The organism is Serratia sp. MF1(2023), assembly GCF_030954545.1.
GTDB lineage: Bacteria > Pseudomonadota > Gammaproteobacteria > Enterobacterales > Enterobacteriaceae > Serratia > Serratia sarumanii.
On the sequence record NZ_JAVHUX010000009.1, the window covers coordinates 72,148 to 94,417 of the forward strand.

Consider the following 22,270-nt stretch of genomic DNA (forward strand, 5'->3'; position numbering starts at 1 on the left):
CGTCTGTTCATTCAATACGTTAGCTAGTGTACGCTCACCCGCAGCGCCGCCGCGGTGGCAAATGGCGCCAATGTCACGCTGCCCGCCAGCATCGCGCCGAGTATCGCCAGGTAACCGTCGATCGGCATGCCCATCGAAGCGGCGTCGATCGCCCCGGTGGCGAAGATCAGCACCGGAATATACAGCGGCAGCACCAGCAGGCTGAGCAGCACCCCCCCTTTGCGCAGGCCGACCGTCAACCCCACGCCGATAGCGCCGATCAGGCTCAGCGTCGGCGTGCCGAGCAGCAGCGTCCCCGCCACCGCCAGCCAGGTCTGCATATCGAGCGACAGCAGCAGCGCCACCAGCGGCGACAGGATCAGCAGCGGCAGACCCGTCACGACCCAGTGAGCACACACTTTGCCCAGCACCGTCATCGGCAGCGGCGTCGGCAGCAGCAACAGCTGCTCCAGCGAGCCATCGAGGAAATCATCGCGAAACAGCCGCTCCAGCGACAGCAGCGAAGCCAGCAGCGCCGCCACCCACACGATGCCCGGCGCAATGCGCGCCAGCAGCTGCGGCTCCGGGCCAATCCCCAACGGGAACAGCGTGATCACTATCAGGAAAAACCACAGCGGGTTGACGATCTCCGAGCCTTTACGGCAGGCGATCTTCAGTTCGCGGCGCACCAGGGTCAAAAACATCACAAACTCCCCGCGTCGTGTTCCGCCAAACGAACTTTGCCCACCGTTTGGCCGACGCCGGCCAAATCCTGATGGGTGGTCAACAATACCATGCCGCCCCGCTGCGCATGTTGTTCAAAAAGGCTAATCAACTCGGCCACGCCCTGTTTGTCGATCGCCGTCAGCGGTTCATCGAGGATCCACAGCGGCGCCGCGCTGAGCCACAGCCGCGCCAGCGCCACGCGCCGCTGCTGCCCGGCGGAAAGCTGCGCCACCGGCAGATCTTCGTAACCCACCAGCCCCACCTGCTCCAGCGCGCGCCAGATGGCCTGATGCTCGGCCGCGCCGCGCACCGCCTGATAAAACTGCAGATTTTCGAAGGGCGTCAATACGGCTTTGATGCCGGGCTGATGGCCGATAAACAGCAAATCTTGCTGGTAATTCGCGCGATCGCGCAGCGTGTTGCGCCCGCGCCAGCACACCTCGCCGCCGTCCGGCCGCGCCAGGCCGGCGAGAATGCGCAGTAAACTGGTCTTGCCCGCGCCGTTCGGCCCTTCTACCTGAATGATATCGCCCGGCTGAACTGAAAAGCTTAGCTCGCTAAACAGGATGCGCTCATCGCGCACGCAACTCAGACTTTTGGCTTCCAGCATCGGGGAACTCATATTTTTCTTTGGGATAGCGAATCATAGCATAAGCCTTTCCCCGCACGCAGCCCGCGGCGGGCGCGCCGACGGGCCAATATGGCGAGCAGGATCAATAATGCGTGGAAAAAATCGGCGGATTTTAACTCTTGTTACCTTTTTCTGTATTTCGCCGCATTTAACTACGCTTAATGACGTGAACTCACCCTTATGAAGCAGGAGCGACAGCATGAACGAACAGCGACGCCAGGAGCACGAGCCGGATGAGACGATGCAGGTAGAGAGCAAAGAACAGGAACAGGGCAAGCGCGAAATCGAAGTCAGGGAAGAAAATCTGCCGTCGCGCGCGGCGGCGGTGCATGAACAGATCCGGATGGAAGGCGAAAAAGAGCTGGAGCGCGACTGGCTGGCATTGCTGTGGTCGGCGATCGCCGCCGGGCTGTCGATGGGCGCCTCGCTGGCGGCAAAGGGCATTTTCCACGCCCGCCTGCCGGACGATCCCAGCCGCTTTTTCATCGAGAACCTCGGCTACACCTTCGGTTTCATCATTGTCATCATGGCGCGCCAGCAGCTGTTTACCGAAAATACCGTCACGGCGGTATTGCCAATCATGCATAAACCCACGCCGCGCAACCTGCTGATCCTGCTGCGCCTGTGGGGCGTGGTGCTGCTCGGCAACCTGATCGGCACCGGGCTGGCGGCGCTGGCGTTTACCCATATGCCGCTGTTCGACGCCGAGACGCGCGGCGCCTTCATCAGCCTGGGCGAAGAGGTGATGCGCCATACGCCGGGAGAAATGTTCGCCAACGGCATCCTGGCCGGCTGGATCATCGCCACCATGGTGTGGATGTTCCCGGCCGCCGGCGCGGCGAAAATCTGGGTGATCGTGCTGATGACCTACCTGGTGGCGATTTGCGATCTGACCCATATCGTGGTCGGTTCGGTCGAGATCCTCTATCTGGCGTTCAACGGCGCGATTGAATGGCAAGAATTCATTTACCCGTTCGCCCTGCCGACGCTGGCGGGCAACATCATCGGCGGCACCTTTATCTTTGCGCTGATAAGCCACGCGCAGATCCGCAACGATTTGAGCGCCAAAAATCGGGCGGCGCGCCTGCAAGAGGAAAAACGGCGCCACGGCGGGGAAAAACCGTGATCGCCGTCGGTTAGCCGAGGAAATTTCGGCATGAACTGGCGAGGTATTGAGCAAACGCGCCGCTAAGCGCTTATTCTGCGGGTAAAAAAAGGTATAATGCCCCGGCAGCTTCGGTTGCCGGCCCGCAGCGTCCCCGTAGTTAAACGGATATAACAAGCCCCTCCTAAGGGCTAGTTACTGGTTCGATTCCAGTCGGGGACGCCATTCTTTCTCATCCAGCCATTCCCCGTCATCTGCACGCGCAATCCGCCCTTTTCCCCCGTTCAGATTCGATTTCCCCCGAGCGTTATGATTGGCATTAATTAAAAAACTTAATATCCGTCGGAGTAGAAACCGTCGTTGCCTGCCCTCTGGCCTGCAACTCGCCCTTCTCATCATCGAAATCGAACAACATAACGGTATTGGTAAACACATTCGTCACATAGAGATGGTTACCGCCGGCATCGAAAGCGAGCGCACGCGGTTCAATGCCGCCGGCCTCATAGCGCGTTGGTGCGCCCGGCAGCCCATCCTCGCCAATTTTTAATACCAGCAGGTGGTTATCGGCACCGCGATTGGTGGCAATAAGATATCTGCCGCTCGGGCTGAGGATTATTGCCCCACCGCTTTTCGCCTCCGCTGAATCCTGCCCGCCGTGCAGTTTCACCTTCCCTTGCCGCGTCAATCGATGGTCGCTGACGGCAAACACCTCGATTTCACTCGCCATTTCAGTGATGACGTAGGCGTATTCCCCTTCTGGCGAGAACGCCATGTGCCGTGGGCCGGCGCCGGGTGCGAAGGCGACATCGCGCGAAGCATCCGCCTGCAAAGGCTGCGCGTTGTCCGAGCGATAGCGGTAGGCGCGCAGCTTGTCCCCGCCGAGATCCGCCGCGTACAGGTATTGGCCATCGCGGCTGAAGGTGGTGGAGTGCGCATGGCCCCCTTCCTGGCGCCCCTGCACGGTGCCGGAGCCGGGCGTGAACGGAAAATGCTGCCCCCGTTCCCCCAGTTTGCCGTCGCCGCCAATCGGTAATACCGTCACCCCCGCGCCGCCTTTGGCGACGGAGTAGTTGGCGACAAACAGAAACTTGCCATCCGGGCTGAGGGTGGCATGCGTCGGCTGCCGGCCCGCGCTGCTCACCGTATTCAGCACCCGCACGGCGCCGTCTTTGTCTATCGCCAAGGCAGTGACCGTTCCCGCGTTCTCCTCATTGGTGACATAGGCGAAACGGCCATCGCGAGATTTTACGATCCATGACGGGCTTTTCATTTTAATCACGTCGAGCAGCGTTAATGTGCCGTCGCCATTAACCGCCAGACGATAGAGGCCTTCACTGGGGTGCGCCGGTTTCTGCACCGCAGGCGCATCCGGAATATGGGTCCAGGTGCCGACTAACGCTATTTGCTGATGCTCCCGATTATTTGCCATCGCATTTCCTGAAAACATGAAAAGAGTTAATGCCAACGCGAATTGAATGGCCTGCCTGGCTAAACCGGCCACGCTCGCTCCGCCAGACACAGACAATGTCAAAGGTAGCATACGGCGCGCATAATGACGCTTATTCATCGAATCGGGGGATTTCTCTATACTCATGATGTTTCCTTTTCTCAACGCTACGCTACAGGAATAAGTATATCGACATTGACGACGCGACTGTGTAAATGCTCATGTCTATATAGTTCGATAAAAAAACTTTCTCTCACCTTGACATTGATAGCCGGCAGATAGGCGTCATAGATATCTGCAAAAAAATCAATGTACTCAGACAACTCACCCATAAAGGGGATGACAATATATTTCCCTCTGGGTATGTAGAAATTGAAGATAGAATGAAAAACCTCTTGCTCCTTACCGTTTGAATGCCATTTTCCCGCTCTGTTGTTTTCCGCACGATAAGCCTTCCCATGCTTGCTTAACCATTTCTCATTAGTCTGCGTAATGTCACCGGCATCTCTGTATTTCCTTATGGAGTGGAAGATCAATGCCTTGTACTGCTTTAACAGCTCGATATCATCCGGCATGACCGTGTGATAAAAATAGGGTTTCTTGTCAATGCCATACGGTGGGATCTGGGTGGAAAAATCCCATCCCCGGCTGTTCCTAAAGCTGTTGGGCGTTTCGCCAAAGAAACGTTTAAACGCCCGCGTGTAACATTGCTGAGAGGCAAAGCCCGATGCCAAGGCGACATCCAATATGTTCCCTTGATGTTGTTTAAGCAAGATTGCGGATCGGCTCAGTTTTCTGTTTCTGATATAAGTCCCTAACGTAATGCCAAAATAATGTTTAAACAGCCGCTGTAAATGCCATTTAGAGTAACCCGAGATAATAGACACTTTCTCAACGGAAAGTCCCTCTATAATATTCTTCTCCATATACTCTAACACCTGTAAAAGAATATCTTTTCGATAGTCCATGCGCGCTCCTTGCTTTTATAAAAATCGTGTCCTTTTCATTAAAATCGTTAACCAACCAAATCAAGTCATTAAGATTAATCCTAAAAAAATCACCCTGACAACACCATTTTTACGGCATGGGAAAAGTCATCATATAAATAACTGAAAATGATCATGTTATATAAATACGCTTGCGAAAAACACGTGAATAAAAAATGCGCCACGCAAAGTGCATCCATTAAAGATGCATTTGCCCCGCCGTGGCAAATCACACTTTATGTTAATTGTTTTATCTTAAAGTGTTTTTTTGCGTCCCAATTGCATGACCAAATAGGAATTTCATCATTGCAAATTAAAATGCATTTTATAATCAGGCTGACTGATAAAACTTATTGAGACTAATAAATAAAATCATGAGCAGCGTTTGAAAAGAAGATAGGGACAGGCTCATTTTCTGAACATCGGGCCAGAAAATCACAGATCATAATAGGGAGCTTCTTTTATCTTTTTCCTGCGCTGAGAAGAACCGATGTTTTAACACATCTTGCTCGATGCCCTATTTTACCCTCCACGCCAATTGGGGCGCTACTTTGCCCACCGTGAACCGCCGGCCCTCCAACGTAAAAGCCTCGTGCCGACTCGCACCGTGCGTTGTTGCCAGAATAGCCTGATTGCCCAGTAAAAAGCCCAGCCTATAAGGCCGGGCCTTTCATTAACGGCCTGATTAATCAGCCAGGTTGTCGATCTCTGCGGATCTGTGCTTGCGCAACAGATACAGCAGCAAAGATACCCGCCGCTCGGTGCGTTCCGGGGTATCCGGCGGCAGGTTGTAGCGCAGGGTGTAGCGCTCGTTATTCTCGTTGCAAAAATCGATGACGAGCACGGGAGCAGAGGCCCCCGCTACTTTTCGATAATTCAGCGAGATGCACGACAGGTTTTTTTTCATCTCAACTTACCGCGACAGTGCGGCGGGTTGATTCGGCAATCCGCCCCACGCCGGCGCTCAGCGCGGCGCCCAACAGCAGCATCAACAGCGAACCCCAAGCGGCGCGCGACAGCTGTTTGGCCGCTTCGTCGGCCGCTTCACGCGCTTTCTGCTCGGCCTCGGCCTTGAGTTTTTCCACTTTCTGCACCGCCTGCTGGTAAGCCTGAGCATAGTTATCGACGATTTGGCTCGCTTCATCGCGGCTTTTGCCGGTGCGCGCCGCAACGATATTCACCAGCGCATCCTTGTCGGCGGCGCTCAACGTCGGCTCACCGGACTGCTTGACGCGGTCGAACCACTGCTTGAGCTCGGAGGCGGCCTGCGCCGGATCGGCAGCCGCGTCCATGGCCGATTGCTTGCCGTCGGCGGTCGCCCTATCGGCCTTCTGTTCCAACCGAGCCGGATCCAGTTCCGGCTTGCCGGTCTGCTTGAGCGTGGTGTTCAACTGGTTTTCCAGGCTTCCCCAGTCAAGGCTGATGCCCTTTTTATCCAGCTGTTGCTTGAGGCCTTCGCCCACGTTTGGCGCCGCCGCCGCCAGGCCGCTGCCCGCCAGCGAAAGCCCTTTGCCCACCGCGCTGCCCGCCAGCCCCACCACGCCACTCGCCAATGAAACCACCAGCCAGGTGGTCAGCAAGGTGGTGATCGCCCAGCTCAGCAGACCATGCAAGCCGCCGCGGTTCGGTGCGGTGCGGCCGGCGACGAACGCGCCTGCGGCCAGCGACGCCAGCGTTGAAACCAGCAGCCAGATCCCGGTGCCGGTGCCAAAGCCGCTCAGCGGGTTACCCTTTTGCATCATATCCACGGCCTGGGCGCCGATAGCCGTGCCCAGCACGCTGAAGATCAGATAAGTCACCAGCGCCACGGCACTCCCGGCCAATATCGAGCCCCATGACACCTGAAACGCAAAGCGATTTGATTCATAGACAGTGGTCATCGTTGTTCCTTATATTTTCTGGACAAGTGATTGCACGCACGGCGGATAACCGCGCAGACAGATGCAGTCTGCCGCGCGGCGTCGTCGGCCGTCCCGGTTCATTTGCGCCAGAATGACTAGTGCATTCACACCCTGCGAATACGCACGTTATGCACTAAGCTGCTCAGCGAGTAGCGTAACCCGCGGCCCCGGTCAGAGGCCGCTCCCTTCTGTCTAGCGGAGAACACATGAGCCAATCCGTCCTGGCCAGCGAAACCCACCGCGGCCACCTGCAGCAAATCATCTCCGGCTTGTCCGACGGCGTGATCCTGACGGATACCGATCGAACGCTGCTCTGGGCCAACGAGGCCGCGTTGGCCATGCATGGCGTGAGTCATCAGAAAGCCCTGGGGGCCAATGCCGGCGAGTACGCGGCGCGTTTTGCCCTGCGCTATCGCAACAATCATCCGCTGGCTTTGGAACAGTATCCGCTGAACCGGGTTGCCGATGGCGAGACCTTCACCGATGTGGTGGTGGAGGTTCGGCAGGCCGACGATCCGGACAGCTTCTGGGTGCACCGCCTGCGGAGCCTGATTATCACCGATGCGCAGGGGCAACCGGAGCTGCTGGCGCTGATCCTGAGCGACGCGACGGAGTGGGCCAGCGCCGAACAGCGCTTTGAAAAAACCTTCAACGCCAATCCGGCGCCGGCGGTCATTTGTCGGCTAAGCGACCTGCGCTACGTCAAGGTCAATCAGGGGTTCCTCGATATGACCGGTTACCAGCGTGAACAGGTCATGGGCCGTTCGGTTTATGAACTCGACGTTTTGGAACAGGCGGAGCACAAAGATCTGGCGATACAGCGCCTGGGGGAAGGCGCCACCATTCCGCAAATGGAGGCCGAACTGAAACTGCCCGGTGGCGGAAGCAAGCTGGTGGTGGTTGCCGGCCAACCGCTGGACATCAATGAAGACGACTGCATGCTGTTCACTTTTACCGATCTCGAACCCCGGCGCCAGGCGGAATCGGCGCTGCGGGAAAGTGAAGAGCGGTTCGCCAAGGCATTTCGCCTGAGCCCGGTGCCGACGTTGCTGTGTACCGCGCACGAGCGGCGCGTGCTGGACGTCAACGAAGCCTTTACCCGCACCACCGAGTACGACGCCGAAGCCTTGATCGGCAAGACGATCGATGAGATCCCGTTTATTGACGATCCCGAGGCGAACCGCCGTTTGTTTGCCGCGCTGGAAAAAAGCGGCAACGTCGAAGGGCTGGACATCCGGGTGCGCAAGAAAGGGAGCGAGTCGATCGACTGCGTGGCCTCGGCGGATGCCGTCAGCATCCACAATGCGCCCTGCTACCTGCTGGTGCTCATGGACATTACCGAACGCAAACGCTCGGAGCTGGAGCTGGTCAGCGCCATCGAAGAAGTGATGCAGGACGCCTCCTGGTTCAGCCAAACCCTGATTGAAAAACTGGCCAACGTGAAAAGCATCAACCGGCCCGACCAGGCCGGATTGACCGCCAGCGATCTCACGCCGCGCGAGCGCGATGTGCTGGAATTGATTTGCGAGGGGCTGCCGGACAAGAAAATCGCGGCGCGTCTCAATCTGGCGCTCAACACCATTCGCAACCATGTCGCGACGGTCTATTCCAAACTTGGCGTGCACAGCCGCAGCGAAGCCATCGTCTGGGCCAGAGAACGCGGGCTGTTTACCGGCGGGCTGGCCGCCAGGAACGGAAAGTAGCCTGCAAATGCACTATCCGCACCGATGCAAACGCCCCTTATAGGCTCAAAGTGAAGTGCATAACATGGAGGTGCAAATGCAGGCTTTCGCCCTGTGCGGAAGCCTAACGGATCGAACCTTAGGAGCGCATCACAATGAACAGCGAAAAAGCCAATGGCATGATGGAAAAAGTGGCGGGCAAGGCGCAGGAAATGGCGGGCGACGTCACCGGAAACCCACGTTTGCAGGCCGAAGGCGCCACGCGCTATGCAGCGGGCGCGCTGCAAGAAAAATACGGCGACGCCCTGAGCTGCGCCGGCAGCATGATGAAGAAAAACCCCCTCGCCGCATTAGCCCTCATTGCCGGCGCTGGCCTGTTGACCGGCCTGCTGCTGCGCCGCCGTTGATACGCGCCGGCGAGCAAACCGCTTTTCCCTGAACGCCGCGCCCGGTTAACGACAACCGGGCGCGGTGCTATCGGCCAACGGGCAATGCCGTGCGAGCATATGGCCTTTTCGATTTATTCATCCGTTACGCCGACAATGATGATTAACGGCTATTCAGCGGCATCGGGTTATTATGGCGAAACGGCGATATCCCTCATGGAATAGACGGCATTCTTTTTCATACCGTCGCACGCCGCCTTTACTCACTGCTTAACGACAGCCATTTTATTTTCCTCGCGTATTCCTGATTTTTATCGTCTTCTCAACCCAAACCCCTCGGCGGTTATTTACGGTCTTGGTGCAATAAATCGGCTTACCCTCAACATCATTAAAACCATCAGGTTAAAATTCGACTCCATTCGTCAACCTGGGTTTATCCTCCTCTCCATTAAATGTTAAGATCGCTGTATTGCGCGCACGGAGAAATAGCATGTTCCCCACTAAAAAACATTCACAGCGGGCCACCCCGCTGACCAGCTATCAATTTTCCCGGCTGCATACTTTCGAATGCGTCGCCCGTCATTTATCTTTTGCGCTGGCGGCGCAAGAATTGTCGATCACCCCCAGCGCCGTAAGCCACCGCATTAATTTGCTCGAAAAGGAGTTGGGTTTTCTGCTATTCCAACGCTTTCATCGCAGAATTACCCTGACGCCGGAGGGCGAGCGCATGCAATGGGCGCTGGACAGCTCCTTCAACACGCTGAATCAGGAAATTCTGGACATCAAGAATCGCGAGCTGACGGGGACATTGACCCTCTACTCGCATCCGTCTCTGGTGCAATGCCTGCTGCTGCCGCGCATCGGCGACTTTATCGCCCAGCACCCCACCATTCACCTCAACATTCTGACCGGGCAAGAGATCATCAACCTGGCCAACCGCGGCGTGGACTTGGCGATGTACTTCGGCAAACTGCCCTCGGGGCGGCATCTGGACGAGGCCTTTATGCAGGAATCGATGGTGCCGATCTGTACGCCGCAGTACGCCGCCGCACATAGCCTGTACGATGCGCCGGAAAATTTGGCCCACTGCACGCTGCTGCACGATCGCTACAACTCCGGCGAAGACGAGTGGCAAACCTGGTCGCAACACTTTGCGCTGGGGCTGGATACCGACAGCAAAAGCATGGAGTTCGACCGTTCCGATCTCGCGGTGCTGGCCGCCACGCGGCACCTTGGCGTCGCCATGGGGCGGCTCAATCTGGTGCAGGACTGGATCAAAAGCGGCGAGCTGATCATTCCGTTCACCGACATGACCGTGCCCTGCGAGCACTGCTATTTTACCTCGACCATCTCCGAGCGGCAGTGGCCGAAAATCCTCGCGTTTAAGCAGTGGATCATGAAAATCGCCCCTCTGGTCTGATGGCCGGAGGGCTAGCGCGTTATTTTAGGGGAATAAGAAAAATTCAGCGCGCAGGCATAGAGCCGGCCGGCCTTTGAATAAGAGATATATTTGCGGTTTTTATCCCAGGCCAGCAGGGAGTTATTGGCAAAATAATAAACCTCCAATTGCATCCCATTAGCCAACCTCGACCAGCCTCGGCTTCGTATCACGGTAAAATCACCGTTATCGCCGAGCGTAATCAGCGGCACGCCCCAGGCATAGCGGGATATTTGCAGCTGAATAATGAATTGGCTTTCGCAGCTTATTTGGTAGTTCTGTACATCAACATCCATAATTTATATTTTTGGTGCCACCCTTCGGTAAAAATAAATAAGATAAGAACAACTCACCACGCTTAACACCAGCGCGATCAGCAAACAGGCGCACAGCGTGGCGCGATCTCAGGTGAAGCGCTGGCCGCGGCGGCAGCCCAGCCGTCGATTCCGATTCTCGCATTCATAATAGGGTTCTCGCCGCCGCGAGAATAATAACAGGCTACCGTCGCGTTATTCTTTGTACACCACGATTTCCTGATAAAGCTTAATCACCTCACCATCGCTGTCGACGGAGTCGGTATATTCGGTTTGCTGCGCCAAATGAATCACCTTCCATCCTTTGCGTGCTAATTCGGGGATCGTCAGGCGCCCCACGCCGCGGCAGGAAAACAGGGTGTCGTCAGACAACCTGAGCTTGCTAACCTCTGCATAATCATAAGCTTGAGAATGGCAAACGTGCGACTCCGCCGCCATCGCCGGCAGTGAAAACAGCCCCACTAACAACATTAACAGGTTTCTCATGGCGACCTCCCAATCGCTTATTCATGCCGGCCGATTACGCAGACAAAGGCTGACGTTAATACGCCGGCGAAAGGCTCGAATTAATTCTCTCTTGCACGGCTGAAATTACAGGCTGGCGCCGGTGACTGACAAATGAAAAATATAAACCTTGGCGTTAGATGAATTCATCCGAATCGCCAGACATGCGCAACGGCCCTTTTCACCGCACAAAATGGTTAAAAACCGGTCGATAATTAGCAAGAAAAGTAATTCTTTATGTCACTGTTTATGTTACAAATGCCGCCCGCCGCTAACACACCAAAAAAAACCGTCAAAATGCGTGAAAACGCAGCGCTTTGCGCAAAACATCGGCATGGCGGCGCTGATGGGGCGGTCATACATAAAACAGGGATAACACATGGCAATCAAATTGCGCGTATTGACTCAAGCGGTGGCGCTGGGTCTGGCGATCGGCAGCGCGTCGTTCGCCGCTCAGGCGGAAATCACCCTGCTGAAGCAGGATCCGCAGGCCGGCGATCCGCTCAGCCGCCTGAACTTCACCGTTGGCGGCAGCATCCGTCCACAGTTCAACAACATGACGGGCGACGGCGACAAGGGCTCCTACAAGCGTAACGGCTTCGACGGCGGCACCCGCTTCCGTTTCGCGGCGGACTACTACCTGTTCGACGATATCAGCTGGATCAGCTACTACGAGCTGGGCGTGAACATTCCGGCGCTGTTCGACTGGGATCACCACTATGCCGACGGCGCGAGAAACACCAGCCGCCGCATGCTGTACACCGGCCTGAAAAGCAACACCTGGGGCCAAATGACCTTCGGCCAGCAGAACAGCGTTTACTATGACGTGGTGGGCGCCAAGACCGATATCTGGGACTACGACATGCTGGCCCAGGCGCCGGGCAACGGCATCAACGGCGACTACGACGGCTCTTACCGTTCACGCAAGATGCTGAAGTACAAGAACCGCTTCGGCGATGCGGACGTTTATGCCTCGTACCTGTTCAGCGACAGCGACTACCTGCCGGGCAACGGCCTGCGCTATAAGCGCAAAGGCGGCGGCTCACTGGGCGTGGACTACCACATCACGCAGGATCTGACCTGGGGCACCGCCTGGAACTACACCCGCGCCGAAATGCGCAATCCGTCCACCAGCGGCAGCAAGAGCTACGATCAGCACATCGTCGGCACCGCCCTCAGCTGGAAACCGGACAACTGGACGCTGACTTTCGGCGGCGGTTACTACCACGACTTCCTGACCACCAAGAAAGCCGACATCAACAATTACTTCGCCGGCGATGCCTGGGGTATCGAATACCTGGCCGGTTATACCGTGCCGGTGGGCCAGTACGCGGTGAAATCGGTGATGCCGTACTTTATGGGCGATCGCCTGGAATACATCAGCGGCCGCAACTACCAGCGCATCGACAACGGCCTTGGGGTTACCGTGCAGTTTGACTACGGCTTCCGCGTTGACGTAGAGCACGTGCTGACATCGAGCACCGACAACCTCGGCGATATGACCGTGGTGCGTCTACGCTACGATTTCTGATTGTTCCGCACGTAAAAAAGGCCGCGCAAGCGGCCTTTTTCGTTATTGAAGCAGCGTCAGAAGCCGCCGCGCGCCGAGCGCCCTACCGCTTCGCCCAGCTGCCATACCGCCATGGCGTAGTGGGTGCTGTGGTTATAGCGGGTGATGACGTAGAAGTTCGGCAGGCCGTACCAATACTGGTAGCCGGTGCCGACGTCCAGCCGCAGCAGGCTGGCTTCCTGATTGTCGCCGAGCGAACCCTGCGGGCTTAGGCCGGCTTCCGCCAGCGCAGCGACCGAGTAGCGGGTCTTGAAGCCGTTTTCCAATCCCGGCGCCTGGCCGTTGGCCTGAATCGCGACCGGCTCGCCTTTGGACCAACCGTGCGCCTTGAAGTAATTGGCCACGCTACCGATGGCATCGACCGGATCCCACAGGTTGATATGACCATCGCCGTTGAAGTCGACCGCATAGCTCTTGAAGGAAGACGGCATGAACTGCCCATAGCCCATCGCGCCGGCGAAGGAGCCGCGCAGTTCGAGCGGATCGTCGCCCTCGGTGCGCGACATCAGCAGGAAGGTTTCCAGCTCGCCGGCGAAGTAATCGGCGCGGCGCGGGTAGTTGAAGGCCAGCGTCGCCAGTGCATCGATAATGCGGGTTTTACCCATTACGCGGCCCCAGCGGGTCTCCACGCCGATAATCCCCACGATGATCTCCGGCGGCACGCCGTACACCTGCCAGGCCCGCTGCAGCGCATCCTGATATTGATTCCAGAACACCACGCCGTTTTGCACGTTATCCGGCGTGATGAACTTGTTGCGGTAGCGCAGCCAGGAACCGTTCGGGCCGGTAGGCCCCTGGGTAGACGGTTTCGGCGCCTGCCTGTCCATCAGCCGCAGCACCGAATCCAGGCGCCGAGCCTGCGCCAGCACGTCGTGCAGCTGCTGTCGATCAAAGCCGTGTTCCCGCACCATCTTATCGATAAAGCGTGCGGTATTCGGGTTATTGGCGAAATCTCCACCCAGCGGCGCGCCGCTGTGCGCCGGGCTCAGCAAAAAGCCGCCCTTTACCGGGGTGCCCTGCGGCGTAGCGGTGGTACTGGGTTTCGGCGTGCTGCTACAGGCAGCAAGCAAGGTAATCAGCGGTAAAAGCGCAACCAGGTGACGCATCGGATATCCATATAGCCATGCAAGAGATAAGTGGGAGTTATGTTAATGCATTGTTCAACGCGAACAAACAGGATTATGCCGCCAATTACCACGCCAGGTAGCCAAACGTGCCAAATTGTGACGTTTTGCACGGTGAAAGGACGCCCGGTGCGGCCGCGCGGAATCTCAACCGCGACTAAATGAGAAAAATTATCACCTTGACGCCCCCTTTTACCCCGATAAAATGCCCGGCTGCTTGCCACCCGGCTATCGCCGCAATGATCACGACAATGGACTGTGATGGAATCTCTCGGACAACTCGCCAAAGACCTGTACCGTGGGCGCATCTCGCGCAAACCCTTTGTTTTCTCGCTGGCGATCTTCGCCATTGGCATCGTGTTGCTGTCGTTTCTGTCGACCTACCTGGATAAAAACCATTTTCGCGCCCATGCGCACGGCGATACCGAGGAATTCGTCTCAGTGCTGCTGTATCTGCTGTGCATTATGGTCTGGGCGCTGTTCTGTTTCGGCCTGGTGGCGTGGTTCATGGCCAAAACCGCGTTCCGGCTCAACGATATCGGCCTGCCCGGCTGGGCGCTGGCCGCAGCGTGCTATGTTTGCTCGGTGCTCAACAACTACTCCCCCGGCCCGGTGGCGCGCTGGCTGCCGCTTTTCAGCCTGGCCGTCATGATCTGCGCTCTGCTGTTGCCGCCGGGCGGGCTGCGCCGCAGGCCGGGCGGCGACGCTGACGATTAACGCAGCTGCACCACCTTGTTCGTGGCCGGTTCGGCCGCCGTCAGCCTGCCGCTGACCTGGCTGATGCCGCCGCCGCTGTTATGGGACACCACGGCGATCGGCAAACGCCGCAGCTGCCGGGTCAGCTCGGGCGTGATATAGCCGATGTGGGTGTTCTGTTGCTGCTTCCGCCAGCGGTCGGCTGCCCTGCGACGGGAGAAATACTGGTTGTATTTGGCCCAGGCGATCAGCGTGACGGCATTGAACAACGCCACAATGATGTACAGCGAGATCACTTCCAGCAGCGACAGGGCGGAGCCCACCCCGTGCTGATCCATCACCGACATCAGGCCGCGGCTGAACAGATAAAGGAAGCCGCACCAGGCGAAAAGCGTCAGCAGGCTGTCTACCACGCGCGGCAACAGGCCGCGTTCGGAATAAATCAGGACGTCCGTCATTCTTTGATCCTCCCAATGCCCCGGTCGGGGCTGATCCAGCGCGCACGCCCGCGCCGAGCTTTCAACATCACTTTGGAAAACGCCACCAGCGTGGTCAGCAGGCTGAGCAGCCAATACACCAGCGGATACCAGATGATCCAGAACAGCGAGCGGCCGAAGCCCTTCTCATAGCGCTTCTCCAGCAGCAGGCTGACGGTGAACTGCAGCAGGCACACCACGCCCAGCACCAGGCCGGTAAACGCCGGCGTCAGCAACGAGTGAATGCGGATGCCCTCCGGCAGCGGCACCGCCAGCCCGACCAGGAAAATCAGCACGCTGACCAGGTAAGTGAACGCCCACAACGTGGAGAGGCAATACTCGGCGAACAGCAGCCACATATGCCGGTGCTCCCAGGCCCACAGGTTGCGCAGATTCTTTAAAAACACCTCGGCGCCGCCCTGCGCCCAGCGCAGGCGCTGCTTCCACAGCCCGCGCAGGGTCTCCGGCATCAGGATCCAGCACAACGCCCGCGGTTCGAAGAAGATAGCCCAGTGCTTGAGCTGCAGTTTCCAGCTGATGTCGATGTCTTCGGTGATCATGTCCTGGCTCCAGTAACCGACATCGGTAAGCGCTTGCTTACGAAACGCGGCCACCACGCCGGAGATGGTGAACAGGCGGCCATAAACGCGCTGCGTGCGCTTGATAAGGCCGATGATCGATGAAAACTCACCGACCTGGATGCGGCCGATCAGCGTGGAGCGCGTGCGGATGCGCGGGTTGCCGGTCACCGCGCCGACGTGCGGATTGGCCAACAGCGGCGCCACCAAATAGGCCGCCGCATCGCGATCCAGCAGCGCATCGCCGTCGATGCACACCAGATACTCGCTGCGCGCCGCCGCCGCGCCCGCCTGCAGCGCGATCGCTTTGCCCTGATTTTGCGCCAGATGGATCACCCGCAGCCGGGGGAACTCCAGCGTCAACTGATCCAGCACCTCGGCGGTGTCATCGCTGGAGCCGTCGTTGATGGCGATCACTTCGATATTTTCATAGCGCTGCGCCATCGCCGCCGAAATGGTTTCACGCGCGTTCAACCCTTCGTTGAAACAGGGGATCAGCACGCTGATCGACGGGTTGCCCGGCAGCGCCGGCGCGGGCATGTCCGGGCTCCAGCGCCAGTGGCGCTCGCGGTGCAGCCAGAAATAGATGCCGCCGGCGATCCAGATACCGGACATGAACAGCGGCCAGAAAAACACGAAGTTGAGCAGCACTTCGCCGGTAAACAGCAGGACGATGCCGAAAGGCACGCTCAACACCAGACACAGGATGAATAAGGCAATTAAACGATCGGTCATGGCAGTGGGAACCAGGCTGAGGACAACACCGGGCGAACGGCATCCAGCTTAGGCCGATCGTCGAGGAAGTTGTCGGGGTAATAACCAAAGCTCTGAGCGCCATTGCGCTGCAGGCGACGCATCCATTCGGCCAGCAGTTGACCGTCATCCAGGCTGATCCGGCGCTCCTTGCGCCAGTCGACGGCCTGCAACTCAAACACCGTTTTATCGAGCGCGCCGGGGTAAGCGGCCACTTTGCCCACCAGTTGATCCAGCCAGCGGCCGCTGTCGGCGCGCGGCACGTTTTCCATCAGCGGCATCGCCATCGGCGCCACCCAGTCGTAGGCCTGCAGGAAATCCGCCAGATTCTGGCCGAACCAGGCTTCGCTGGCGGGATCGAGCACCGGCATCGCATAGATGTTGCGCGCGGTTTGCACCTGCGGGCCGCGGATCGCCCGCACCCGCTCGGTCAGCGACTGGGTAAATTCGATCAGCGCCCGGCTCTTGAAGCGCGTCCAGCGCGCCATCGCCTGCGGATCCTGGCGTATCGCCGCCACCGAATCGGCGAAGCCGGCCTGGCGGTAGGCCGCAGCGGCGTCGGGGCCGGCGTCTTCGAAGTCCGACAGCAGGGCATCGTCGTGGAACAGGATCCCTTTGAAGGTGGCGTGAGCCGCCAGATCCTCGTAGATCTCACCGATGCGCTGGCGCGCCACCGGGCTGAACGGCGACAGGCGGCGGTACTGCTTGTCGTCTACCGACAGCTGCCCGTTTTGCGGATCGAGGCGCTGTACGCGCGGCACGTCAGATCCCAGCTCGAACGCCAACACCGGCATCCAGGCATACACGGCCACGCCGGTGCGCGAAGAGAGCTGCCAGGAGACCCGGTTGAACAGGTCTGCCTTCATCGGCAGCCAGCGGTTGGGGAAATAGAGCTCGCGCACGTTGCCGTCGCCTTTTGGATCGGCGAACGCCTGCAGGAAAACGGTATTGATGCGCAGGTCGTAGATGCGCTGGATCAGCTTGTCGAGGTTTTTGGCCTGCTGCTGCGGATCGGGATCGTAAAGGTAGTCGAGATCGACGTGCGCCACCCGCATGATCTGCCGGTTCTGTATCTGCGTCAGCTGCTGGGCGAAGCTCGTCAGCGACGGGTTGCCGGCCACCAGCATGCGCGGCACGTTCTCAGGCGCGTTGACGTCTGCCAGCCCGTTCTCCAGCGTCAGCGCCATGCGGTAACCATGCTTGCGCGCGATGTCCAGCGCCACGCCGCCGGCCGCGCCGTACGGCCAGACCCAGACGCGCGGCGCCTTGCCGGTGGCGGCGGTGATGCGCTGGGTGATCAACGCCACGTCTTTCTCGATGCGTTGGCGATATTCCGCCTCGCTTTCGTAGCGGCCCTGCTTGGCGTCGTACAACCGATTGGCGACCGCCGGTTCGGTATTGCCCTGCGGGTTGGCGATACCGCCGTAATGCGAAGCGTAGGTGTGCGCGCCGATCTCCACCAAGCCGGAGTCCGACACTTCCCGCACCTGCTGCCAGGTGAGGAAGCGATCGCGCGGCGTCATCAGGCCGCCGAAATCGACCGGCTTGTCGGCCGGCGCATCCAGCCAGACGCCGACCGGCGCCAACACCGCCGGCCAGTTGTAGGCCTTCAGCAGCGGAAAAACCCGGCTGTAGAAGCTGCGGTAGCCGTCGTCGAAGGTCAGCAGCACCGCCTTGTTCGGCAACGCCGGGCCGCCGTTTTGCGCCTGCAGGATCTGCTCGACCGACACCGGCTGGTAGCCGTTTTGCTTCAGCCAGGCGAACTGTTCGTTGAGCGCGCTGGTGCGCACCGACATGTAGCGCTGGTCCGCCGCGCCGTCTTCCACGTCGTGATACGCCAGCACCGCGTAACGGTTGGCCGGCCACGGGCGTTCCATCGGCCCCACGGGCCGCTCCGCCGGCGGCGTGAAGCGCGGCACGTCCGCCTGGCTGCAGGCGGTGGTCAGCAACGCGGCCAACACGAAAAGCGAAGATCGAATAAGCATGATTATTCCTTTAAAAACGATAATTCAGATCAAACGTCACGCCGATGTTGCGCTCGCGCTTGCCGTCGTAAGGATGCTTCTCAAACTGCAGCATCGCGCCGGCGTCCAACACCCCGTTCCAGCTGATGCGCTGGCCGTAACCCAGCTGGGTGATCGGCTTGCGCGCATAGTCCCGCTGCCAATAGCTGCCGGCGCCGGCCTGGAACTGCTGGCTCCACTCGGTCTGATAATGGCGATACAGGGTGTGATCGAGCGTTAACGACGGCAGCAGCGTGAAGTCGCGCTTCGGGTTGTAATACGGCACGTTCTCCTGGCTGTTGCGGCTGCCGGACAGCGTCAGGTTCATGTCCAGCCGATAACGGGCGCCGGCGAGCAGCCGTTGCCGCCCTTCCAGGCCGTATTCCAGCCGGTTGTTGCCGTCCGAGAAGTGCGAAGGCGCCACGCTGGCGCGCAGCTCGCGGCTTTCGTTCTGCTGCCAACGCAGCCACAGGTTGCCGCCGTTGGCGCTGATGCCGTTGGTCAACGCGCGCAGCGGCGTCTCGGCCGACAGGCGCGCCACCGAACCGCCGAGGCGCCATTGATCATTCAGGTCATACCAGGATGAGAGGCGCAGGCCGAGCTCATTGCCGTGGCCGTAGTTGCGGTTGGCCACCTCGGCTTCCAGCCACAGATCGCGCGAGCGCCACTCGGCGCCGGCGCTGAGATCGCGGTTGATGCCCTTGCCCTCGTCGAACTGGCCGGTGTTGAATCCCCAGCCGGTGAACAGCCGCCAGTTGTCGTCGATCGGCGGTGAATAGAGCGCGGCGTGAATGCCGAAATCGTGGCTGCCGCTGACCGGCCCGTCGGAATCGATGCCCTGATTGCCGCTGATGCGCAGTTCAGACATGTGGTGAATGCGGCGCGAACGCTCGAGCTGCTGAACGGCAACGCTTTCCGGCGCGCGTTGGATGACGTCGTCGGCCAGCAAATCCAGCTGCCGCCACTCCTGCAATTCCTGTGCGACATAGCCCTGCTGGATCTCCAACGGCAGGCTGCGCGGCTCCAGCCCTTCCACCTGCTTCAACTCGTCCTCGGCGCGGCGCGGCCAGCCGCGCGCCAAATAAACGCTGGCCAATGAGATGCGCAGCCCCTGATTGCCCGGCGCCGTGCGCGCCAGATGGGTCAGCTGCCGTTCGGCCTCGGCCAGATCGCGTTGATAAACCCGTGACTGCGCCAGCAGCGATTGGCCGACCAGCCAGTCATCGTTGTAGGCCAGCGTCGGCAACTGGTACAGGCGGGTCGCGTAGGGATAGCGCTGGCTGACGCGCTGCGCCAGCAACGCCGCCCGATCGATGCGTTCGTCCTCCGCCTGCGCGTAAAACAGATCGGTTTCGTCTTCGGCGGTCACCGCCTGCGGCGCGGCGGCGTTCAGGCGGCTGAAAATGGCCTGCGCCTTGTCCGGCTGCTGCAGGTAGAGGTAGGCGGACGCCGCCCAGCGCTGGGCATAATCCGGCACCGTGCGCCCTTCCGCCTGCAAGGTTTGATACTCGCTCACCACATCGGCCATGCGATAACGCGCCAGCAGCGCGCCCAGGCGATCGATACGCGCCTGCTGGTAGCTGTCCTGCGCCTCCGGCAGCGGCCGCCACTGCATCAGCAGTTGGTCATAGCGCGCCAGCGCGCGGTCGGCGATGACGAAGCGTTCCTGTTCGCCACGAGCATCGATAAACGACAGCCGCACCAGTTCGGCGGCTTCATCCGCCTGCAGGCGCCGCTGCTGCGCGGGCGGCAATGCCAGCCCCTGGCTTGCACGCAGCGCCGGATCCGCGACCCGGTTCGCCGCCAGCAGCGTCACGTAATAAGCCTGAATGCCGGCGTCGGACGGCGCCAGCGCACGGGCGCGGGTCACGTTTTCCAACGCCGCCCAGCTGCGGCCGGCGGCCTGATCCACATAGGCGCGCGTCAGATACCACGTCGCCGGTTCCAGTAACTTCTCCGCTTTGGCCGCTTCCGTTTGCGCCTGCGCATCCCGCCCGGCATCCGCCAGCGTCATCACGTAGCCACGCTGCAGGCCGCCGTCGGCGGGAGCGAGCTGCAACGCCGCCCGCCACAGGCGCAGCGATGGTTGCCACTGCTTAAGATTGCGGTAGGCGCGGGCCGCCGTCGCCAGGCTGGCGCTATCCCGCTGCAGCGCGGCGCCGTCGGCACGCCAGAGTGCGACCACCTCTTCGTCATGGCCGGCCCAACCGGCCACCTGGATATAATCGGCTCGCTGCTGCAGGCTCAACCCCTCCCGAGCGCGCCGCTGCGATAAATACGCCAACACCGGCGCGGTATCGCCCGATCTGGCCTGACGGATCAGCGCGTCATAGCGCTCATCCGCCAGCGCGGCGGCCGGCAGGGATAAACCGATAAACAGCAATGACGCCGCATATTTGGTGACGTGGCGTTCGGTAAAGCGTAATGAACGCGAGTTAACTTTAGGCACGAGGTATTCCTTTAATCCGTGAGCTGCTGTCCTGGCAGAGCGCAAATGCGAGCAGGCACCCGAAAAGTCGGCTAGAGCCGTCGGGTAATAAGCATGGAGTAATGAATATTTCTGTCTGGCGCACGCTTAAATAGAATCGAATGCGCCTTTGCCTAAAAAGAGTATTTTATAAAGCTGCCGGTGAATACCGCGGCCAGGTGATATCTGCCTGAAACTGGAATTTCACAATTGTTAATAAGTGAAATAATAAAAATTAAACCACCACGAATCAAACACATGAACTTTTATCATGATCAATATTCTTATTTTCACCCTTCCGTGTGAAATTGTATAAAAACCGGCGTGATATTTGATTTTAATTCTCATTATCACCCATCAACAGGGATATTAATCCAAACACCTAATTAAATAATCTGCCTTCATGGAAAAAATAATAAGAATATTGCTCACCAGGAAATTAAATTTGCCTGCTAATAATTATTATTTTCAATTTAAATTCCCCCACGGCTGCGTTCATGCTGGCTATCTCCCGGGCATGCCGTCACAATAGCGCCTCATTCAGGCCTCAATCAGGGATTGCCATGTACAGCCACTACCCCGCCCATTACACCTTCGATCGCGACAGCGATGCCTGGCAGATCGGTTTTCACGACTTCCCCGAGTGGCAATCTGCCTGCTATAAACGCGAAGACATCGAGCTGGAAGCGCAGGAAAGCCTGCTGGCCGCCATCGCCGCCGCGATGGACGAAGGGCTGCCCCTGCCCGCCCCTTCCCCTGTGCAAACCGATGATCTGAGAGTACATCTGCCGACGCTGGTGGCGCTGAAGATCGAGCTGCACAACGCCATGCTGCGCAAAAACACCGGCAAAGCGGCACTGGCGCGCAAGCTGGGATTCAACGGCGGGCAAATGGAGCGGTTGCTGGATATCGGCTACGCCTCGAAGGTTGAGGCGTTGGAGCAGGCGCTGTATCTGCTGGGCTACGAAGTGCGCGTGACAATAAGCGAAGTTTGCCAATAGGTTAGCGGCAGGTAAGCGAAATATTATCCAACGGGGCTAAATTTTCCCCGTTTTGCGCCGATATGATCGCTACCTAATCACTTGTCGCAACAACGAAGGCTAAAAATGGAGTGGAGTCGCCGTCATATTTGGGCCGTTATTCTGCTGTCTTGTCTCGTTTTTTGGGTCATTTTGGCGACCGGCATCAACGCCGTCGCCTGAGCGCCTGCCGCCGCATTGCAATACCTCGATTTTATAGCCCGCTGCGGCGGGCTACTTCCTGGCGCTTGCCCATAAAAAGCGTTATAAAACAGCCCTCACTGTGCAAAAAACAGCCAAAAATTGTGATCAAAAACACAGTATTGAAATCAGACCAGTATTGAGAGTACATTAGCGCCGATCCTGTCGCGGTTCGGATTTTACCTCACGGAGCATGAGGCGCGACAACCGGACAACCCGCGCTCGAGGACGTTGTTCTTTCGCTTGGAAGAATCCGCCCGACAAGCAGGTTGCCCATAAAATAC

20 protein-coding genes and 1 tRNA gene are annotated in these 22,270 nt (G+C 58.7%); 8 read left to right on the plus strand and 13 right to left on the minus strand.

From position 1 onward, the window contains the following. Positions 1 to 23: 23 nt before the first annotated feature. Positions 24 to 683: a heme exporter protein CcmB gene (ccmB, locus tag REA38_RS06020; protein WP_025303731.1), complete on the minus strand. Its 660-nt coding sequence runs from the start codon at positions 681 to 683 to the stop codon at positions 24 to 26. Then, positions 683 to 1,315 carry a cytochrome c biogenesis heme-transporting ATPase CcmA gene (ccmA, locus tag REA38_RS06025; RefSeq protein ID WP_033653721.1) on the minus strand — a complete coding sequence of 211 codons (633 nt, stop codon included), beginning with the start codon at positions 1,313 to 1,315 and terminating at the stop codon, positions 683 to 685. Before ccmA ends, ccmB begins: the two co-directional genes overlap by 1 nt. 220 nt (positions 1,316 to 1,535) lie before the next feature. Here ccmA and REA38_RS06030 point away from each other — a divergent pair, with 220 nt between their 5' ends. Both REA38_RS06030 and REA38_RS06035 read left to right on the plus strand, forming a co-directional pair. After that, entirely contained in the window at positions 1,536 to 2,462 is a 927-nt protein-coding gene (locus tag REA38_RS06030; RefSeq protein ID WP_033648092.1) for a formate/nitrite transporter family protein, read from the plus strand. Positions 2,463 to 2,591: 129 nt separating this feature from the next. Further along, positions 2,592 to 2,666, plus strand: a tRNA-Arg gene (locus REA38_RS06035). Positions 2,667 to 2,760: 94 nt separating this feature from the next. Here REA38_RS06035 and REA38_RS06040 read toward each other — a convergent pair. From REA38_RS06040 to REA38_RS06055, 4 genes are all read right to left on the minus strand, one after another. After that, a complete protein-coding gene (locus tag REA38_RS06040; RefSeq protein ID WP_308885347.1) occupies positions 2,761 to 4,035 on the minus strand; it encodes a lactonase family protein in 1,275 nt (424 codons plus the stop codon). 20 nt (positions 4,036 to 4,055) lie between these two features. After that, positions 4,056 to 4,856, minus strand: coding sequence for a helix-turn-helix domain-containing protein (locus tag REA38_RS06045; protein WP_033635401.1), 801 nt, complete (start codon positions 4,854 to 4,856; stop codon positions 4,056 to 4,058). A gap of 703 nt (positions 4,857 to 5,559) precedes the next feature. After that, entirely contained in the window at positions 5,560 to 5,781 is a 222-nt protein-coding gene (locus tag REA38_RS06050) for a hypothetical protein (protein WP_004936288.1), read from the minus strand. A 1-nt stretch (position 5,782) separates the two neighbouring features. Further along, positions 5,783 to 6,754 carry a hypothetical protein gene (locus REA38_RS06055; protein WP_161726356.1) on the minus strand — a complete coding sequence of 324 codons (972 nt, stop codon included), beginning with the start codon at positions 6,752 to 6,754 and terminating at the stop codon, positions 5,783 to 5,785. A gap of 227 nt (positions 6,755 to 6,981) precedes the next feature. Between REA38_RS06055 and REA38_RS06060 the strand changes: the two genes are divergently transcribed. The 3 genes from REA38_RS06060 (at position 6,982) to dsdC (ending at position 10,263) form a co-directional block, all read left to right on the plus strand. Beyond that, positions 6,982 to 8,478 (plus strand): helix-turn-helix transcriptional regulator, encoded by a 1,497-nt coding sequence (locus REA38_RS06060; RefSeq protein WP_033653717.1) that lies wholly within the window; start codon positions 6,982 to 6,984, stop codon positions 8,476 to 8,478. Between the two features lie 134 nt (positions 8,479 to 8,612). Beyond that, positions 8,613 to 8,864: a CsbD family protein gene (locus REA38_RS06065; RefSeq protein ID WP_033648096.1), complete on the plus strand. Its 252-nt coding sequence runs from the start codon at positions 8,613 to 8,615 to the stop codon at positions 8,862 to 8,864. Between the two features lie 469 nt (positions 8,865 to 9,333). Beyond that, positions 9,334 to 10,263 (plus strand): DNA-binding transcriptional regulator DsdC, encoded by a 930-nt coding sequence (dsdC, locus tag REA38_RS06070; protein ID WP_039564894.1) that lies wholly within the window; start codon positions 9,334 to 9,336, stop codon positions 10,261 to 10,263. 11 nt (positions 10,264 to 10,274) lie between these two features. Here dsdC and REA38_RS06075 read toward each other — a convergent pair whose 3' ends face one another. Together REA38_RS06075 and REA38_RS06080 are read right to left on the minus strand one after the other, a co-directional pair. After that, the gene (locus REA38_RS06075) at positions 10,275 to 10,577 is read right to left on the minus strand and encodes a hypothetical protein (protein ID WP_103829968.1); all 303 of its coding nucleotides are present in this window, start codon (positions 10,575 to 10,577) and stop codon (positions 10,275 to 10,277) included. 213 nt (positions 10,578 to 10,790) lie between these two features. Further along, the gene (locus tag REA38_RS06080) at positions 10,791 to 11,081 is read right to left on the minus strand and encodes a hypothetical protein (RefSeq protein ID WP_015378635.1); all 291 of its coding nucleotides are present in this window, start codon (positions 11,079 to 11,081) and stop codon (positions 10,791 to 10,793) included. Positions 11,082 to 11,478: 397 nt separating this feature from the next. Here REA38_RS06080 and REA38_RS06085 point away from each other — a divergent pair, with 397 nt between their 5' ends. Further along, a complete protein-coding gene (locus REA38_RS06085) occupies positions 11,479 to 12,630 on the plus strand; it encodes a porin (RefSeq protein ID WP_060422001.1) in 1,152 nt (383 codons plus the stop codon). Positions 12,631 to 12,686: 56 nt separating this feature from the next. Here REA38_RS06085 and mltB read toward each other — a convergent pair whose 3' ends face one another. After that, on the minus strand, positions 12,687 to 13,775 hold the full coding sequence (gene mltB / locus REA38_RS06090; RefSeq protein WP_033648101.1) for a lytic murein transglycosylase B: 1,089 nt from the start codon (positions 13,773 to 13,775) through the stop codon (positions 12,687 to 12,689). 279 nt (positions 13,776 to 14,054) lie between these two features. On the opposite strand from mltB, the gene REA38_RS06095 reads away from it, so the two are divergent. Further along, the gene (locus tag REA38_RS06095) at positions 14,055 to 14,510 is read left to right on the plus strand and encodes a DUF805 domain-containing protein (protein WP_060430732.1); all 456 of its coding nucleotides are present in this window, start codon (positions 14,055 to 14,057) and stop codon (positions 14,508 to 14,510) included. On the opposite strand, the gene pgaD is transcribed toward REA38_RS06095, so the two are convergent. Genes pgaD through pgaA form a run of 4 tightly spaced genes read right to left on the minus strand, consistent with a single transcriptional unit; the run spans position 14,507 to position 20,748 of the window. After that, positions 14,507 to 14,947, minus strand: a complete 441-nt coding sequence (gene pgaD, locus REA38_RS06100) for a poly-beta-1,6-N-acetyl-D-glucosamine biosynthesis protein PgaD (RefSeq protein ID WP_049197208.1) — start codon at positions 14,945 to 14,947, stop codon at positions 14,507 to 14,509. The two genes, REA38_RS06095 and pgaD, sit on opposite strands and share 4 nt — an antisense overlap. Then, entirely contained in the window at positions 14,944 to 16,278 is a 1,335-nt protein-coding gene (pgaC, locus tag REA38_RS06105; protein WP_041036130.1) for a poly-beta-1,6-N-acetyl-D-glucosamine synthase, read from the minus strand. Before pgaC ends, pgaD begins: the two co-directional genes overlap by 4 nt. Then, positions 16,275 to 18,281 (minus strand): poly-beta-1,6-N-acetyl-D-glucosamine N-deacetylase PgaB, encoded by a 2,007-nt coding sequence (pgaB, locus tag REA38_RS06110; RefSeq protein WP_033653711.1) that lies wholly within the window; start codon positions 18,279 to 18,281, stop codon positions 16,275 to 16,277. The genes pgaC and pgaB overlap by 4 nt, the downstream gene beginning before the upstream one ends. A gap of 10 nt (positions 18,282 to 18,291) precedes the next feature. Further along, positions 18,292 to 20,748 (minus strand): poly-beta-1,6 N-acetyl-D-glucosamine export porin PgaA, encoded by a 2,457-nt coding sequence (gene pgaA / locus REA38_RS06115; protein WP_308885351.1) that lies wholly within the window; start codon positions 20,746 to 20,748, stop codon positions 18,292 to 18,294. 581 nt (positions 20,749 to 21,329) lie between these two features. On the opposite strand from pgaA, the gene REA38_RS06120 reads away from it, so the two are divergent. Further along, complete coding sequence (locus tag REA38_RS06120) at positions 21,330 to 21,767, plus strand: antitoxin HicB (protein WP_060452513.1); 438 nt, start codon at positions 21,330 to 21,332, stop codon at positions 21,765 to 21,767. Positions 21,768 to 22,270 lie beyond the last annotated feature (503 nt).

Bases quoted from the DNA above. Each gene is read 5' to 3' on its own strand.
- ccmB (WP_025303731.1), bottom strand. From the start codon at position 683: ATGTTTTTGACCCTGGTGCGCCGCGAACTGAAGATCGCCTGCCGTAAA.
- ccmA (WP_033653721.1), bottom strand. From the start codon at position 1,315: ATGCTGGAAGCCAAAAGTCTGAGTTGCGTGCGCGATGAGCGCATCCTG.
- REA38_RS06030 (WP_033648092.1), top strand. From the start codon at position 1,536: ATGAACGAACAGCGACGCCAGGAGCACGAGCCGGATGAGACGATGCAG.
- REA38_RS06040 (WP_308885347.1), bottom strand. From the start codon at position 4,035: ATGAGTATAGAGAAATCCCCCGATTCGATGAATAAGCGTCATTATGCG.
- REA38_RS06045 (WP_033635401.1), bottom strand. From the start codon at position 4,856: ATGGACTATCGAAAAGATATTCTTTTACAGGTGTTAGAGTATATGGAG.
- REA38_RS06050 (WP_004936288.1), bottom strand. From the start codon at position 5,781: ATGAAAAAAAACCTGTCGTGCATCTCGCTGAATTATCGAAAAGTAGCG.
- REA38_RS06055 (WP_161726356.1), bottom strand. From the start codon at position 6,754: ATGACCACTGTCTATGAATCAAATCGCTTTGCGTTTCAGGTGTCATGG.
- REA38_RS06060 (WP_033653717.1), top strand. From the start codon at position 6,982: ATGAGCCAATCCGTCCTGGCCAGCGAAACCCACCGCGGCCACCTGCAG.
- REA38_RS06065 (WP_033648096.1), top strand. From the start codon at position 8,613: ATGAACAGCGAAAAAGCCAATGGCATGATGGAAAAAGTGGCGGGCAAG.
- dsdC (WP_039564894.1), top strand. From the start codon at position 9,334: ATGTTCCCCACTAAAAAACATTCACAGCGGGCCACCCCGCTGACCAGC.
- REA38_RS06075 (WP_103829968.1), bottom strand. From the start codon at position 10,577: ATGGATGTTGATGTACAGAACTACCAAATAAGCTGCGAAAGCCAATTC.
- REA38_RS06080 (WP_015378635.1), bottom strand. From the start codon at position 11,081: ATGAGAAACCTGTTAATGTTGTTAGTGGGGCTGTTTTCACTGCCGGCG.
- REA38_RS06085 (WP_060422001.1), top strand. From the start codon at position 11,479: ATGGCAATCAAATTGCGCGTATTGACTCAAGCGGTGGCGCTGGGTCTG.
- mltB (WP_033648101.1), bottom strand. From the start codon at position 13,775: ATGCGTCACCTGGTTGCGCTTTTACCGCTGATTACCTTGCTTGCTGCC.
- REA38_RS06095 (WP_060430732.1), top strand. From the start codon at position 14,055: ATGGAATCTCTCGGACAACTCGCCAAAGACCTGTACCGTGGGCGCATC.
- pgaD (WP_049197208.1), bottom strand. From the start codon at position 14,947: ATGACGGACGTCCTGATTTATTCCGAACGCGGCCTGTTGCCGCGCGTG.
- pgaC (WP_041036130.1), bottom strand. From the start codon at position 16,278: ATGACCGATCGTTTAATTGCCTTATTCATCCTGTGTCTGGTGTTGAGC.
- pgaB (WP_033653711.1), bottom strand. From the start codon at position 18,281: ATGCTTATTCGATCTTCGCTTTTCGTGTTGGCCGCGTTGCTGACCACC.
- REA38_RS06120 (WP_060452513.1), top strand. From the start codon at position 21,330: ATGTACAGCCACTACCCCGCCCATTACACCTTCGATCGCGACAGCGAT.